Consider the following 15434-nt stretch of genomic DNA (forward strand, 5'->3'; position numbering starts at 1 on the left):
TGCTAGTCGAGGCGCTGGCGCTGGTCCTGGCTGAAATAGGCAAGCCGGTACAGCCGCCACGGTGCCTGCGCACTGTCGCGGCAATAGCCATAGCGGAAGGTGTCTTCCAGCGCGGGCAGGTCATAACGCAGGTCGGTGAACCAGACGCAGGCGACCGTTTCGCCCGGCGGCTCGGATGGCGATGCCCGCATCGCCGTGATGGCGGACAAGGCCGGATAGACCGCGAATTGCCTGAAATCGGCAAAGTCCGGCCGCACCCAGAGCTGCCATGCCAGCGCCTGCTCAGCCGGCGCCTCCGGCAGCCGCGGCCGCTGGGTCCAGGCCATGCGCGCGGGCGGCTCGTAGGCCCTGGCCATGGCCGGCAGGCGCCCCAGCACCTGCCATTGCGGCACCCAGGCCGGATGCCCGGCCAGGTTGACGTGGGCGACGCGGTAGTCTGTCTCCGCGCGGGCGATCAGTTTCCAGTTGAACGGAGAAAACGGCTGGGGCAGCGCGTCCACGCCCTGCGCCTGGATGCCGGCAGCGCGCAAGGATTCGTTGCCCAGTTCCAGCGCCCGTTGTCTGAGCACGGCCTGGGCGCCGACATAGGCGCACAGCAGCGCGATCCCCGCCAGGGCGGCCCGACTGCGCCACTGCAGCGCCAGGAACAGTGCCAGGACCAGGCCGGACACGACGATGCCGCTCAGCAACGGATCGACCAGGAAGCTGGTGCCAAGGCTGAAGCGCCGCTCGGAGCCGGGATAGAAGATGCGGGTGCCATAGACGGTGATCAGGTCCAGCGCGATATGGCTGGCCACGCCGAGGCAACTGACCGCCAGCGCTTCTCTCCACGCCTCGCGCCGGCGGGCCACCAGGCAGAACAGGCCAGCAAGCAGCGCGCCCCATGCAGGCAGCAACAGCAGCGAATGGGTCGGCCCCTGGTGCCACTGCGCCAGGAAGCGCAGCGGATGGACCAGGAAGCCCAGGAAATCAATATCCGGAAAGGCACCGGCGGCAGCGCCCAGCAGCAGGCGCTCGCGCGTGCTGAGTCGCCGGCCGGGGGCCTCGGCCATGGGGATGGCAAGCGCGGCCTGCGCTCCCATCAAGGCATGCGTGATCGTGTCCATCCCGACCGGCCCCCCTTGTCGCCAGGGTGGCGCCAGGCCAGGCGCTCGGCGCAGCCCAGTTGCCGTTCGAGCCAGGCTTGCGTGCGCCCGGTATCCGGCGAACGGTCGCGCAGCCAGTAGCCGAAGGTGGAGAGGAAGATGCCGGTCAGCACGACCTCCCCCACTTCGCGGCGCCAGCCGGATTCGGGCAGGCGGGCCGATTCCCGCAGCCACTGCACGGTGCGGCTGATATGCAGCAGGCCCTGCACCTGCAGATGCACGTGCTCCGGCTGCAGCTTGTAGCGCAGCATCTGGGCGGTGAGTTGCCGGTGCGGGGCCAGCGCCTCGAGCCAGGCGAGGATGGCCTGCTCCAGGCGCTCGCGGTGGGACAGGGCGGCCCAACCTTCACGCGTGGCAGCGCGCACGAGCGCAAGGTCGGCCCGTTCGAACCAGGCCTCAGCCAGGTCGTCTTTCTGCCGGTAATGCCGATGGATCTGGTCCAGGCCGATGCCCATGTCGTCGGCGACGTCATGCAGGTGCAGGGCGTCCCAACCGCTGCGCTCGCCCAGCATCAGGGCGACCTCCAAGATCCGGCCGGCCAGGGCTGCATCGTCGTTCATGGCGTTGCCATCCTCGGGAATGCGCGTCAGCGCTCTACCTTCCAGCATAGAGAGGCAGCCCGCGTGCGAGCGCGGATTTCTTTGCCATGTGCACGATGCTGCCGGATCGGCGTGCAGTCGGGGGCTTGCCGGCCTGTACCCGGTTCGGCACCTGCCTCGACAATTTCCGCACGCGGGCTATCTTTAGGGTGTCAGTCCAGGCGCCATCCGGAACGGCCGCCGCGCCAGGCAGAATTCGGCAGCGGCCGCGGCGTTGCGTGGACAGAGGCCGTACGCGCATGAAAGCGGATTCTCCCCCGAGGCAGAACTACGAGGATGCCCTGCTCGGCATCGTGCGGGAGATGTCTTCGGCCATGCGCCCGCCGGCAGAGTCTGAAGTGACGGTCGCGCTGGACAGCACGCTCGAAGGCGAACTGGGCTTCGACAGCCTGACGCGTGCCGAGCTGCTGACCCGCCTTGAACACCGCTTCGGCGTCAGCCTGCCAGAGCAGGTGCTGGCCCAGGCCGACACCCCGCGCGCGCTGCTGCGTGCCTTGCTCGCCGCCCAGGACCTCCCGCCCGGCGCAAGCGACACGCACCTGCGCCAGGCCCGCCCTGCCCCGGCGGCACAGGCGCCCGACGGCGCCGCCACCTTGCCGGACGTGCTGCGCTGGCACTTGCGCAGCCACCCGGAGCGCACCCACATCATCCTGCATGACGGCGACGGCGCAGACACGCCGATCAGCTTTGCGCAGCTGCACCGCCGCGCCGCGGCCATCGCCGCCGGGCTGGTGTCCCGCGGCGTGAGCGCGGGCACGGCCGTGGCCATCATGCTGCCCACCAGCCCCGAGTACTTCTACAGCTTCTGCGGCGTGCTGCTGGCGGGCGGGATTCCGGTACCGCTCTACCCGCCGGCGCGGCTGGCGCAGATCGGCGACCACCTGCAGCGCCACGCCGGCATCCTGGCCAACGCGCAGGCGCCGATCCTGATCACGGTGGCCCAGGCGCGGCCGCTGGCGGCCCTGCTCAAGGCCAGCACAGGAACGCTGCATAGCGTGCTCACGCCGCAGGAACTGGAGGATGGCGGCGGCGCCCCGGTCCATCCGATGCTGCGCACGCACGACATCGCCCTGCTGCAATACACCTCGGGCAGCACCGGCTCGCCCAAGGGGGTCGTGCTCAGCCATGCCAACCTGCTGGCCAACCTGCGCGCCATGGGCAAGACCCTGGCCGTCGGCTCGCAGGACGTCTTTGTCAGCTGGCTGCCGCTCTATCACGACATGGGCCTGATCGGCGCCTGGCTGGGCAGCCTGTACTACGCCTACCCGCTGGTGGTGATGTCGCCGCTTGCCTTCCTGGCGCGGCCCGAGCGCTGGCTCTGGGCGATCCACAAGTACCGCGGCACGCTCTCGGGCGGGCCCAACTTTGCCTTCGAGCTGTGCCTGCGCAAGCTGGCCAATGCCGACCTGGCCGGCCTGGACCTTTCCAGCTGGCGCTTCGTCTTCAATGGCGCGGAGCCGGTGAGCCTGCAGACCATGCGCGCCTTCATGGAGCGCTTTGCCCGCTACGGCCTGCACCCGCAGGCCGCCGCGCCGGTGTACGGGCTGGCCGAGGCCTCGCTGGGCCTGACCTTTCCGCCGCTGGGCCGCGGGCTGGCCGCCGACCGCATCGACCGCGCCGAATTCACGCGCACTGCCGTGGCCGTGCCCGCCGGCGAACGCGAGCCCAATGGCGAGCGCAAGACCCTGGAATTCCCGTCCTGCGGCCGGCCGCTGTCCGGCCACGAAGTCCGCATCGTCGACGCCACCGGCTGCGAACTGGGTGAGCGGCATGAGGGCCTGCTGCAGTTCCGCGGCCCTTCGGCCACCAGCGGCTATTTCCGCAATCCCGTGCAGACCCGCCAGCTGTTCGACCGCGGCTGGCTGAACACCGGCGACTATGCCTATATCGCCGCCGATGAGGTCTATATCACCGGGCGCGCCAAGGAAACCATCGTGCGCGGCGGCCGCAATATCTATCCCTATGAACTGGAGCAGGCGGTCGGCGCCATCCCGGGCATACGCAAGGGCTGCGTGGCCGTGTTCGGCAGTCCCGATCCGGAGAGCGGCACCGAACGCATCGTGGTGATGGCGGAAACCGCCGAGAGGGATGTGCAGGCGCGCCGCGCGCTGCACCGGCAGGCGCTGAAGACCGCCCTCGACGTGCTGGGCATGCCGCCCGACCATATCGCGCTGGTGCCGCCGCACAGCATCCTGAAGACATCGAGCGGCAAGATCCGGCGCGCCGCCTGCCGCGAGCGCTTCGAGCACGGACGCCCCGGCCGCGGCGTGGAAGCGCCCTGGCTGCAGATCGCGCGCTTTGGCTGGCGCGCGCTGCGGCCGGAGCTGCGGCGCGGCCGGCAGACCGCCGCGGGCCTGTCCTACGCCCTCTATGCCTGGCTCCTGTTCGCCGCGCTGGCGCCGGCAACCTGGCTGGCATCGGTTGCGCTGCACCGGCCGGCACTGGGCTGGGCGCTCAGCCACCACGCTGCCCGGCTGTTTCTCAGGCTGGGCGCGGTGCCCTGGTTCGTGCAAGGGCTTGAGCACCTGCCGCGCGACCGGCCCTGCATCCTGGTCTCGAACCACGCCAGCTACCTGGACGGCATCGTGCTGGTGGCGGCGCTGCCCGCGCCGGTATGCATGGTCGCCAAGCGCGAGCTGCAGGGCCAGCGCATTCCCGGCACCTACCTGGCCAGCATCGGCGCCGATTTCATCGACCGCTTCGATAACGTGCGCGAACACGAGGACGTGGAGCGCGTGGTAGCGGCGGTGCGCGCCGGGCATTCGGCGCTGTTCTTCCCCGAAGGCACCTTCGGGCGCGCGCCGGGGCTGCAGGCCTTCCGCTCGGGCGCGTTCCTGGCGGCCGCGCGGGCCGGCGCGCCGGTGGTGCCGGTCGCCATCCGCGGCACCCGCTCGGTGCTGCGCGACGGCCAGTGGCTGCCGCGCCGGGGGCCGATCGGCGTGGTATTCGGCAGCCCGCTCTGGCCGGACGGCGCAGACTGGCCCGCCGCCATGCGCCTGCGCAACACCGCCCGCGCCGAGATCCTGCATTACTGCGGCGAGCCGGATGCGCGGCGCACGACACATCGGGACGGGAGGCGGGCCTAGTGCGCTGCGCCGCGAGGAACTTTCCATGACATCTGATGACGGAGCAGGACACTAGCGGCATGGATACCTTTGCCACCGCCCCGATGTGGGCCGGCTTTCTGGTCCTGGTGCTGGGGACGCTGGTGGTGGACGTGTTCGTCCTCGGCGGCCGGCGCGCGCACCGTGTTTCGACACGTGAAGCGCTGGGCTGGACCCTGACCTGGTCGACCCTGGCCCTGCTCTTCGGCATCGCACTCTGGTGGCTGCTGGCCGGGAGCGCCGGCCGCGAGACCGCGGACCGCAAGGTGCTGGAGTTCTATACCGGCTACCTGATCGAGCTGTCGCTGTCGGTCGACAACATGTTTGTGTTCGCGATGGTCTTCGGCTATTTCGCGGTGCCGCCGGAGTTGCAGCGCAGGGTGCTGCTGTTCGGCGTGGTCGGCGCCATCGTGATGCGTGCCGCCATGATCCTGGCCGGCGTGTGGCTGATCAGCGAATTCTCGTGGATCCTCTATGTGTTCGGCGTGTTCCTGCTGTTCACCGGCATCAAGATGCTGTTCGTCTCCAGGCGTGCCCCCGATCTCTCGCGCAATCCCATCGTTCGCTTCTTGTGCGCGCATATGCGGGTCACCGCGGACTATCACGGCGAGCGCTTCTTCGTGCGCATGGACGGCCTGCGCCATGCGACGCCGATGTTCCTGGTGGTGCTGCTGGTCGAGGCGACCGACCTGGTGTTTGCCGTCGACAGCATTCCGGCCATCTTCGCCGTCACCACCGACCCCTTCATCGTCTTCACCTCCAACATCTTCGCCATCATGGGGCTGCGGGCGCTGTACTTCCTGCTGGCCAACCTGGCGCAGCATTTCCAACACCTGAAGTACGGCCTGGCCATCGTGCTGGCCTTTATCGGCGCCAAGATGCTGGCCGAGCCGTGGTTCCATGTGCCGGTGCACTGGTCTCTCGGCGCCGTCGCCATGACGTTGCTGGTGTCGGTCCTGGTCAGCCAGGCCAGGGCCCGGCGCACGCTTGCGCACGCCGGCGACGAGCTGCGTAGCCACTGCGCGTCGCGCGAGCGCAGGGCGGGGAACAGGCGCACATAAGGAGCAATGCCATGAACAAGATCCTGCTTGCGACCGACGGGTCGGCCTATAGCGACGCGGCCGCGCGCTACCTGATACAGAATCCCCTGTTCAGCCGCGACTTCGTGGTGCACGTGATGCACTGCGAGCCGGACGTGGCTGGCGACATCAAGACCTTCATCGACCGGCACACCCTCGATACCTGGCATCGCGAACAGAACGACAAGGCGATGCAATCCGTGGCCAGCATCCTGGGCGAGGCCGGCATCGCTTTCGAGTGCCATGGCGTCGTCGGCTTCGCGCCGGCGCGCATCGTCGAGTACGCGGGCAGCATCGGCGCCAGCCTGATCGTGATGGGTTCGCACGGCCGCGGCAGCTTCCTGGATGCCATCATCGGCTCAGTGGCCAGGCGAGTCCTTGCCCACGCGCACTGCCCGGTGCTGCTGGTCAGGAGCTAGCCACAGGATCAAAGGGCAGCGCGCAGGCCCACGAAGAAGCGGCGCCCGGGCGCGGGTTCGAAATACCGCCCGTTGGCCTCATTGACGATCACCGAGCCGATATAGCGCCGGTCGGTGAGATTGTCGATGCGGCCGAAGACGTAGAGCCGGGTCGGGCCGATGCGGAACTCGTAGCCGGCACGCAGGTTGAATACCGCATAGCCTGGCGCGGTCTGCGTGTTGAGGTCGTCGGCGTAGACGCGGCTGTCCACGCGCATCTCGGCCCCCAGCGTCAGCGGCGCTGCCGGCCGCCATGACAGGTCGGCGCCCAGGCTGTGGCGCGCGGTGCCGGGCAGGCGGTTGCCGGCTGCCACGGTCTGGCCCTGCGCGTTGACGAAGCTGTCGCCGAAGTAAGCATCGAGCCAGGTATAGGCCAGTCCTGCCTCGATACGGCTGCCGCCGCCCTTGCCCGGCGTGCCCACCTCACCGAGGAAGCCGCCGCGCCAGCCCAGTTCGAAGCCGCGCCGGTGCACGCCGCTGACATTCTGGTAGACGGTGCGCCCGGCGTTGTTCGATTGGGGCACCACTTCGTCGTGGCTGTCGGCATCGAACAGCGCCGCCTCCAGCCGCTGCCCCGCCGCCTGCCACTTGATGCCGATCTCGCCCTGGCGGCTGGTGGAGGCCTGCAGCCCCAGGTTGCTGCCGACGCCGCCGGGGCCGTAGGCGACTTCGGTCAGCGTCGGTGTCTCGAAGCCGCGGCCGAGGTTGGCGTAGACGTTGAGCGAATCGAGCGCGTGCCACACCACGCCAAGCACGGGGCTGACGTTGCTGTAGGTCGCGCTGCCACTGTCATCGGGGCTGGCCGCATTGATGAAATGGTCGTCAATGCCAAGCCGCACCCGGCTGGCGCGCACGCCGCCCACCAGTTGCCACGCCGGGTGGAAGCTCCAGTCGAACTGCGCAAAGGCGCCGAGGTCGGTCGCGGTATTGGTCTCGTCGCGGCGCAGCGCGCCCTGCGTGCCGTTCTGGTTGACGTAGCCGTTGCGGCCATCGCGCATGCCGTTGGCTTCGAGCCCGGCGCTCCACAGCAGCGGCAGGCCGGCGGCGGTGGTGGTGCGCCGGCTCCAGGACAGCGCGGCGCCGCCGTAGCTGCGGTCCAGGTCGACGATGCCGCCGGCCGAATTCGGCGCGGCACCGCTGAAGCCCAGCCGCTGGTACAGGTTGCGCGTGCCGCCGTACAGGCGTGCCGACAAGCTGTCGGTCCCGGTCAGCTGGTGGTCCACCACCACGCCGGCCTGGGTCTGCTCGACGTTCTTGCCGGTATCGAACTGGGTCGCGGCGGACACCGCCTGGCGCGGGTTGGCATCGGCCTGCGCACGCGTGAGCCCCAGCGGGTCCTGCGCCAGCGGCTGGTTGAAGTAGTTGAACTGGCCGGTCACGCGCGTGCCACTAGCCGGCTGCGCCACCACCTTGGCATTGAGCTGGTAGCGGCGCGCCGCGCTGTGGTCGCGGTAGCCGTCGGTCTGGTAGGTCCAGGCATCGAGTGAGCCGCCGAGCCGGTCGTTGCCGCCGGCCAGCGCGATGCCCGCCTGCCACTGGCCATCCGAGCCGAAGCCCGTCGACGCGCGCCCGCTGAAGCCATCCTTGGGCGGATCGGGCGTGAACACCTGCACCACGCCGCCCGACGCATTGCCATACATCTGCGCAAACGGGCCGCGCAGCACCTCGACCCGGCTGGCGTTGGCAAGGTCGGCAGTGGAAGCCTGGCCCTGCCCGTCCGGCATGGTGGCCGGGATGCCGTCGACATACAGGCGCACGCCGCGCACACCGAAGGTGGAGCGCGTGCCAAAGCCACGCACCGCCAGTTGCAGATCCTGCGAGTAGTTCTGCCGGTCGCGCACCGCCACGCCCGGCACGCCGGCCAGCACCTCGGACAGATTCACCAGCGGCGTGGCGCTGCGCAGCGGATCGACCGGCACGCTGTCCACCGCCGCCGGCGCGTCAAAGCGGCGCTGCTCGCTGCGGGTGGCGCTGACCACCACGTCGGGCAGCGTTTCGGCGGTGGCAGCGGCCACTGCCGTGCCGGGCGGGTCGGCGGCACGCGTGCCGGTGCTGGCCAGGACCAGCGCGGCGAATGCCAGCGCGGAGCGGTTCGCGAACGGGATGCGGGGGATGCCGGAACGGCGCTGCTGCCGGACCGCCGAAATCTGCCTGCCGCCTGGTTTCATGGGGGATCGGAAGCGGTTGCGGGTTCTGGCGCAGAGGATGGGGCGCCGGGCACAGGTGAATGTGTCGCAACTTTATCGTGTCCACAGCACTATTGCCACGCGCATGGCTGCAGGGAAAACCCGCGGAGGAGACCATGCCGGCACCGAATTCCGGATGTTCAGAAAAATTCAACAACTGATTGCATGGACGCTCACGCAACCAAGCCCACGGCTCCCTACACTGCTTTCACCACCCGCCGCAACCGCACCAGTCCATCACGCGATGCAGCATAAGGGTATTCAGATTTCCGCAACTACCAAGGGATCCGCCATCATGACCACCGCACAAACCCGCGTCGCCATCGTCTACCACAGCGGCTACGGCCACACCGCCAAGCAGGCCCAGGCCGTTGCGCGCGGCGCCGGCAATGTCGCAGGCGCTGAAAGCCTGCTGATCCCGGTCGAGGACATCGACCAGCACTGGGACACGCTGGAACAGGTGGACGCCATCATCTTCGGCGCGCCGACCTACATGGGCAGCGCCTCGGCACAGTTCAAGGGCTTTATGGACGCCACCTCGCGCAATGTCTTTGCCAAGGGCGGCAAGTGGGCCAACAAGGTCGCGGCCGGCTTCACCAACGCGGCCTCGCGCTCCGGCGACAAGCTGGCCACGCTGCAACAGATCGCGATCTTCGCGGCGCAGCACGGCATGCACTGGGTCAACCTGGGCCTGCCCCCGGGCCACAACAACTCCAAGTCGACCGAGGACTCGCTGAACCGCCACGGCTTCTTCCTGGGCGCCGCCGCGCAGTCCAACGCCGATGAAAGCGCCGACGTGGTGCCGCCGCTGGCCGACCTGCGCACCGCCGAGCACCTGGGTGCCCGCGTGGCCGAAGTGGCGCAGCAACTGGTCGCGGGCCGTCGCGCGCTGGCTGAACTGAAAGAAGCTGCCTGATCCCGTCGCACCCTGACTGATCGGCCCCCATGGGGGCCGATTTTCTTTTCCGGGGCAGTCGCGAGCCTGGGCGGTCAGTACAAGACTTCCAGCTCGTCGAACAACTCGCTGTCCTTCTGCGCCGCCGAGCGCGCGCGGCGCCGGATTTCCTGCAGCAGGCAGTCGGTGAAGCACTGCGCCGCGGGACTGCGCACCGCGTTGTGGCGCGTGATGATGCCGAGCCGGCTGGTCTCGAACTGCTCGGCCAGCGCAAAGACGTGGACCCAGCCGCGCATCGACTCGGTCAGCAACAGCGGCCGCGGGCAATAGCTGATCATGCCGGCATTGCGGATCAACTCCAGCAGCAGCGCGGTGGAGTGCGCGCAATGCAGCCGCGCCGGGTCGATGCGCGCTTCATGCTGCCAGAACAGGTTGCGCATAAAGGACTCGTAGCTGGCCGCGGTGTAGTTGACGACCCAGTCCTGCTCCAGCAGCCCGTGCAGCGACCGCGCATCCGCGCACGGGTGCCCGCGCCGCGCGATCACGCACGAGGTGTAGGCAAGCAGCGGCTCGCACTCGAATTCCTGCGTGGACATCGCCGCCGTGAACGGCCCCACGGCAAAGTCCAGTGTGCCTTCGCGCAAGCGGGGCAAGGCCACCGCGGTCAGGCCTTCGAAGATCTCCACCTGCACGCCCGGCATGCGTTCGCGAAAGCGCAGCAGCACCCGCGGCAGGAAAGTCAGCATGACCCAGGGCGTGACGCTGATGCTCAGCCGCCCCACCCCTTCGCCGCGCAGCGTGGCCAGTTCTTCACTGGCGCGGGCGAGCTGCCCGACCACCAGCCGGGCGTGGCCCAGCATGCGCTGCCCCGCCTCGGTCAGCGCCACGCCGCTGGCGGTACGCGACAGCAAGGGCAGCCGCGCCTCGCTTTCCAGCTCGCGCAGCGCCTTGGTGACCGCCGCCTGCGACAGCCCGACCAGCCGGGCGGCGGCGCGGATGCTGCCGGCATCGGCAACGGCGACCAGCGCCTGGATCTGGTGGAGTTTCATCGTCATGGCGATTCGGGATGGTGACAACCAGTGGTTGTCAGGATAACAGTATTGCGGCTATCGGCACGCGCGGGCCCTGCATAAGATCGCCCCACGCAATCCCCCCGACCAAGCCCCCGGAGACCCCATGCACCCAGATCCCGTCCTGCCCGGCATCCGCGCCATCGAAGCCGAGATGGTGGACCTGCGTCACCGCATCCACGCCCATCCCGAACTCGGCTTCGAGGAATTCGCCACCAGCGACCTGGTGGCGGAGTGCCTGCAGGCCTGGGGCTATGCCGTGCATCGCGGCCTGGGCGGCACCGGCGTGGTGGGCACGCTGCGTCACGGCGAAGGCCGCGCCATCGGCCTGCGCGCCGACATGGATGCGCTGCCGATCCGCGAAGCCACGGGCCTGCCGTATGCCAGCAAGATCGACGGCAAGATGCATGCGTGCGGCCATGACGGCCACACCGCCACGCTGCTGGCCGCGGCCCGCTACCTGGCCGAGCACAAGCCTTTCCGCGGCACGCTGCATGTCATCTTCCAGCCGGCCGAGGAAGGCATGGGCGGCGCGCGCGAGATGATCCGGGACGGCCTGTTCCGCCTGTTTCCCTGCGACGCGGTGTTCGCGCTGCACAACATGCCCGGCCACCCGACCGGCAAGTTCGGCTTCCTGGGCGGGCCGTTCATGGCCTCGTCCGATACCGTCACGATCCGCGTCACCGGCCGCGGCGGCCACGGCGCGGTGCCGCACCGGGCGGTCGATCCGGTGGTGGCCTGCGCGTCGATGGTGATGGCCTTGCAGTCGGTAGTGGCGCGCAATGTGAACCCGCTCGACATGGCCATCGTGACCGTCGGCGCGATCGAAGCCGGCAAGGCGCCCAACGTGATCCCCGAGAGCGCCGAGCTGCGCCTGTCGGTGCGCGCGCTGAAGGCCGAGGTGCGCGACCTGCTGCAGGCACGCATCACCGCGCTGGCGCATGCCCAGGCCGAGAGCTTCGGCGCCAGCGCCGAGGTGCACTACGACCGCCGCTACCCGGTGCTGGTCAACGACCCGGCCACCACCGGGATGGCGCGCGAGGTCGCGCGTGAATGGCTGGGCGAGGACGGCCTGATCGACAACATGGTGCCGCTGACCGGCAGCGAGGATTTCTCTTTCATGCTGGAGGAATGCCCGGGCTGCTACCTGATCGTCGGCAATGGCGATGGCGAGGGCGGCTGCATGGTGCACAACCCCGGCTACGACTTCAACGACGCCTGCCTGCCGCTTGCGGCCACCTACTGGGTCAAGCTGGTCGAGCGCTACCTGCGCTGAGCCACGCTCCGCCATCGACAATGACTGGCCCCAAGGCCGGCGCCCCCCCCACCCACGGAGACACCGAATGCCCACTTCCCTGCCCGCGCAGCCGCTGGACGGCGCTTATGCCGCGCCCCCGGCCAGCCGCGCCGCACCGCGCCGTCGCGTGATCGCAGCCATCACCATTGGCAACGGCCTGGAGTTCTACGATTTCACCGTCTATAGCTTCTTCGCGGTACTGATCGGCAAGCTGTTCTTTCCCGTGACCGGCAGCTTCGGCCAGCTGATGCTGTCGCTGGCCACGTTTGGCGTGGGCTTTGTCGCGCGCCCGCTCGGCGGCCTGCTGATCGGGGTCTATGCCGACCGCGTGGGGCGCAAGCCGGCGATGGCGCTGACGCTGTGGCTGATGGGGCTGGGCTCGCTGCTGTTCGTGGTCACGCCCACCTATGCGCAGGCCGGGCTGGCCGCGCCGCTGCTGATCGTGCTGGCGCGGCTGCTGCAGGGCTTTGCGCTGGGCGGCGAAGTCGGGGCCTCCACGGCGCTGCTGATGGAGTATGCCGACGACCATTCCCGCGGCTACTACGGCAGCTGGCAGCTGTTCAGCCAGGGCGTGAGCGTGCTGCTGGGGGCGGTGGTCGGGCTGTCGCTGACCAACGGGCTGTCGCCTGACGCCCTTCACAGCTGGGGCTGGCGCGTGCCGTTCGCCATCGGCATCCTGGTGATCCCGCTCGGCCTCTATATCCGCCGCCACCTGGAAGAAACCGCCGAAACGCCGGCCGCCGGCGCGCCGGGCCATGAACGTGCAGGCCTGACTGAAATCTTCCGCGGACACGGCCACGTGGTGGTGGCCGGCGTGCTGGTGACCATCGGCGGCACCTCCGCGACCTATATCGTGCTGCACTACATGACCAGCTACGCGGTGACGGTGCTGAAGATCCCGCTCGGGCTCAGCATGGCCGCCGGCTGCGTCGCCGCGCTGGTGCAGGTGGCCCTGTCCGCGTATGCCGGCAGGCTGTCCGACCGGATCGGCCGCAAGCCCGCCATCCTGTGGTCGCGCGTGGCGATGCTGGTGCTGGTCTACCCCGCCTTCCTGCTGCTCAACGCACGGCCGTCGCTCGGCACGCTGCTGGCCGTGGTCGCGATGCTGGCCCTGCCGCTGGTGCTGAACGTGGTGCCGTCCGTGGTACTGATCACCGAGCTGTTCCCGCGCCGCATCCGCGCCAGCGGGCTGTCGGTGGTCTATTGCATCGGCGTGCTGGTGTTCGGCGGCTTCGCGCAGCTGATCGCCACCTGGCTGATCGAGCTGACCGGCAATGCCAGCGCGCCAGCGCTGTATGTGATCGGCTGCGGGCTGATTTCGCTGGTCGGGCTGGCGATGGTGCCGGAGACGGCGGGCAAGCGGCTGGACTGACGGTGGCGGACTAGTGTCCTGTTCCGCAGATAGCTTGCCAAAATGAAATCGTCCAGTTAGCTGTCAGGCTAGGCGCGAGGAGGCGCCATAGCCATAGCTATGGTAACGACGAGCAACGACGCATGGCGGCCAACTGGGCGATTTCATGGCAAGGTATCTGCGGAACAGGACACTAAGCGCAGGACAAGATCCGGCGCGCGCGCTCCAGCACCGGACGGTCCACCATCTTGCCGTCCACCGCCACCGCGGCGCCATCGGCAGCGGCGGCCGCGGCCATGACGCGCGCGGCCCAGTGCCGTTCATCGGCCGACGGCGCCAGGCCGTCGTGCACGCCGCGGACCTGGCCCGGGTGGATCAGCAGCTTGGCGCCAAAGCCGAAGGCCCGGGCGCGGCGCGTTTCCGCGGCAAGTGCGGCATCATCGCCGATTGCGGTGCAGACGCCATCCACTGGCGCGGGCAAACCCGCCGCGCGGGAATGAAGCACCAGCCGGCTGCGAAAGTAGTGCAACGCTTCACCGTCGTCCTGCACATCGAGATCGAACATCAGGTCGATGCTGCCGAACAGCAGCCGGACCACGCCGCCGGCACGAGCCAGCTCGCGCAAGCCGGCGAAGCCGGTGGCGTTCTCGACCAGCGGGAAACAGCGCACGCCGGGCAATGCCGCAGCAAGCGCATCGACGCCGGCCGGATCGGCCTTCGGCAGTACGATTTCCGAGACACCCTGTGCGCGGCACCAGGCGAGATCGTCTTCGTAGTACGCGGTATCGGCGCCGTTGATGCGCACCAGCATGGCGACGCCAGCCGCCGCTGCCTGCGCGCCCAGCCCCGCCCATGGGGCGCCAAGCCCGTCGCGGGCCTGCCCCTTGTCGGCGGGCGCGACCGCATCCTCGAAATCGACAATGACGGCATCGGCACCGGAGACTATCGCCTTGGCGATGCGCTCCGGACGCGAGGCCGGGACAAACAGGTAGCTGCGCGGATTGGCGATCGGCATGGCTGCTCCTTTCAGACTGCGCCGGCCGAGCGCAACGCGGCGATCTGCGCCGCGGTCTGGCCCAGCTCGGCGAGGATGGCATCGGTGTTTGCGCCGAGCGACGGAATCGGGTCCATGCGTGCCTCGGTCATACCCGGGGGCAGCAACGCCGGCACGGGACCCACCGGCGTGTCGACCTGGCGCCAGCGCTGGCGCGCCGCCAGCTGGGGGTGATCCCATACGTCAGCGATGGTGTTGACGCGCGCATTGGCGATCCTGGCGGCCTCCAGCCGGTCGACCGCTTCGGTCGCGGTCAGGCCCGAGAAGCTTTCGACGATGCGCGCGCGCAGCGCCGCGCGGTTCTGGTTGCGCAGGCTGTTGCTGGCAAAGTCGGGATGCGTGGCGAGATCGGGTTCGCCCAGCACTGCCTCGCAGAACACAACCCACTCGCGCTCGTTCTGCAGTCCCAGCATCACGGTCTTGCCATCGCCGGTCGGAAACGGGCCATAGGGATAGATGGTGGCATGTGCCGCGCCCGCGCGCGGCGGCGGCTCGGCGCCATCGAAGGCGTAGTAGAGCGGGAAGCCCATCCACTCCACCATCGATTCCAGCATCGAGATGTCGATGCGCTTGCCGCGCCCGGTCTTGCCGCGCTCCAGCAGCGCGGCCAGAATATTGGTATAGGCATACATGCCGGCCGCAATGTCAGCCACCGAGGCACCGGCCTTGACGCCATCCTCCGGCGTGCCGGTCACGGAGACAAAGCCGGACTCGCTCTGGACCAGCAGGTCGTAGGCCTTCTTATCGCGGTACGGGCCGTCGCTGCCATAGCCCGAGATATCGCACACGATCAGGCGCGGGTACTTTTCGCTCAGGCTGTCGAAGTCCAGGCCCAGGCGCGCGGCCGCGCCGGGCGCGAGGTTCTGCACCAGCACGTCCGCGCGCTCGAGCAGTCCGGCCAGCACGGGGCCGGCCGCGGCGTGCTTGACGTCGAGCGTGAGGCTCTCCTTGGAGCGGTTGGTCCAGACGAAGTGCGAAGACAAGCCGCGCACGCGCGTATCGTAGGCGCGGGCAAAGTCGCCGCTGCCAGGCCGCTCGATCTTGATGATGCGCGCGCCCAGGTCCGCCAGCTGGCGGGTGCAGAACGGGGCCGCGATCGCCTGCTCCAGGGAAACGACGGTGATGCCTTCGAGGGGATGGGGCATGGTGGTATCCGGTTTGGCGCAATGTCCTGACGGCAATCTACCGGAGCGCGC

12 protein-coding genes are annotated in these 15434 nt (G+C 69.1%); 6 read left to right on the top strand and 6 right to left on the bottom strand.

Going from position 1 to position 15434, the window contains the following annotated elements:
• Positions 1-2 precede the first annotated feature (2 nt).
• Both AC07UK_RS15780 and AC07UK_RS15785 read right to left on the bottom strand, forming a co-directional pair.
• On the bottom strand, positions 3-1106 hold the full coding sequence (locus AC07UK_RS15780; RefSeq protein WP_436224886.1) for a metal-dependent hydrolase: 1104 nt from the start codon (positions 1104-1106) through the stop codon (positions 3-5).
• Positions 1082-1705 (bottom strand): hypothetical protein, encoded by a 624-nt coding sequence (locus tag AC07UK_RS15785; RefSeq protein WP_436224885.1) that lies wholly within the window; start codon positions 1703-1705, stop codon positions 1082-1084. Before AC07UK_RS15785 ends, AC07UK_RS15780 begins: the two co-directional genes overlap by 25 nt.
• Positions 1706-1983: 278 nt before the next feature.
• Between AC07UK_RS15785 and AC07UK_RS15790 the strand changes: the two genes are divergently transcribed.
• Genes AC07UK_RS15790 through AC07UK_RS15800 form a run of 3 tightly spaced genes read left to right on the top strand, consistent with a single transcriptional unit; the run spans position 1984 to position 6346 of the window.
• Positions 1984-4830 (top strand): AMP-binding protein, encoded by a 2847-nt coding sequence (locus tag AC07UK_RS15790; RefSeq protein ID WP_494688227.1) that lies wholly within the window; start codon positions 1984-1986, stop codon positions 4828-4830.
• A gap of 59 nt (positions 4831-4889) precedes the next feature.
• Positions 4890-5909, top strand: a complete 1020-nt coding sequence (locus AC07UK_RS15795; RefSeq protein ID WP_436224883.1) for a TerC family protein — start codon at positions 4890-4892, stop codon at positions 5907-5909.
• Positions 5910-5920: 11 nt separating this feature from the next.
• A complete protein-coding gene (locus AC07UK_RS15800) occupies positions 5921-6346 on the top strand; it encodes a universal stress protein (RefSeq protein WP_436224882.1) in 426 nt (141 codons plus the stop codon).
• A gap of 8 nt (positions 6347-6354) precedes the next feature.
• Here the strand turns inward: AC07UK_RS15800 and AC07UK_RS15805 are convergent, their stop codons facing one another.
• On the bottom strand, positions 6355-8553 hold the full coding sequence (locus AC07UK_RS15805) for a TonB-dependent receptor family protein (RefSeq protein ID WP_494688228.1): 2199 nt from the start codon (positions 8551-8553) through the stop codon (positions 6355-6357).
• Between the two features lie 313 nt (positions 8554-8866).
• Here AC07UK_RS15805 and AC07UK_RS15810 point away from each other — a divergent pair, with 313 nt between their 5' ends.
• A complete protein-coding gene (locus AC07UK_RS15810) occupies positions 8867-9487 on the top strand; it encodes a flavodoxin family protein (RefSeq protein ID WP_114133246.1) in 621 nt (206 codons plus the stop codon).
• A 74-nt stretch (positions 9488-9561) separates the two neighbouring features.
• On the opposite strand, the gene AC07UK_RS15815 is transcribed toward AC07UK_RS15810, so the two are convergent.
• Positions 9562-10521, bottom strand: coding sequence for a LysR family transcriptional regulator (locus AC07UK_RS15815; RefSeq protein WP_494688229.1), 960 nt, complete (start codon positions 10519-10521; stop codon positions 9562-9564).
• Between the two features lie 121 nt (positions 10522-10642).
• On the opposite strand from AC07UK_RS15815, the gene AC07UK_RS15820 reads away from it, so the two are divergent.
• Together AC07UK_RS15820 and AC07UK_RS15825 are read left to right on the top strand one after the other, a co-directional pair.
• Complete coding sequence (locus tag AC07UK_RS15820; RefSeq protein WP_114133244.1) at positions 10643-11812, top strand: M20 aminoacylase family protein; 1170 nt, start codon at positions 10643-10645, stop codon at positions 11810-11812.
• 67 nt (positions 11813-11879) lie between these two features.
• Positions 11880-13205, top strand: a complete 1326-nt coding sequence (locus AC07UK_RS15825) for an MFS transporter (protein ID WP_436224878.1) — start codon at positions 11880-11882, stop codon at positions 13203-13205.
• A gap of 172 nt (positions 13206-13377) precedes the next feature.
• On the opposite strand, the gene AC07UK_RS15830 is transcribed toward AC07UK_RS15825, so the two are convergent.
• Complete coding sequence (locus AC07UK_RS15830) at positions 13378-14199, bottom strand: HpcH/HpaI aldolase/citrate lyase family protein (protein WP_494688230.1); 822 nt, start codon at positions 14197-14199, stop codon at positions 13378-13380.
• Between the two features lie 11 nt (positions 14200-14210).
• On the bottom strand, positions 14211-15383 hold the full coding sequence (locus tag AC07UK_RS15835; protein WP_436224876.1) for a CaiB/BaiF CoA transferase family protein: 1173 nt from the start codon (positions 15381-15383) through the stop codon (positions 14211-14213).
• Between the last annotated feature and the right edge of the window lie 51 nt (positions 15384-15434).

Source organism: Cupriavidus sp. GW821-FHT07C08 (assembly GCF_059419025.1).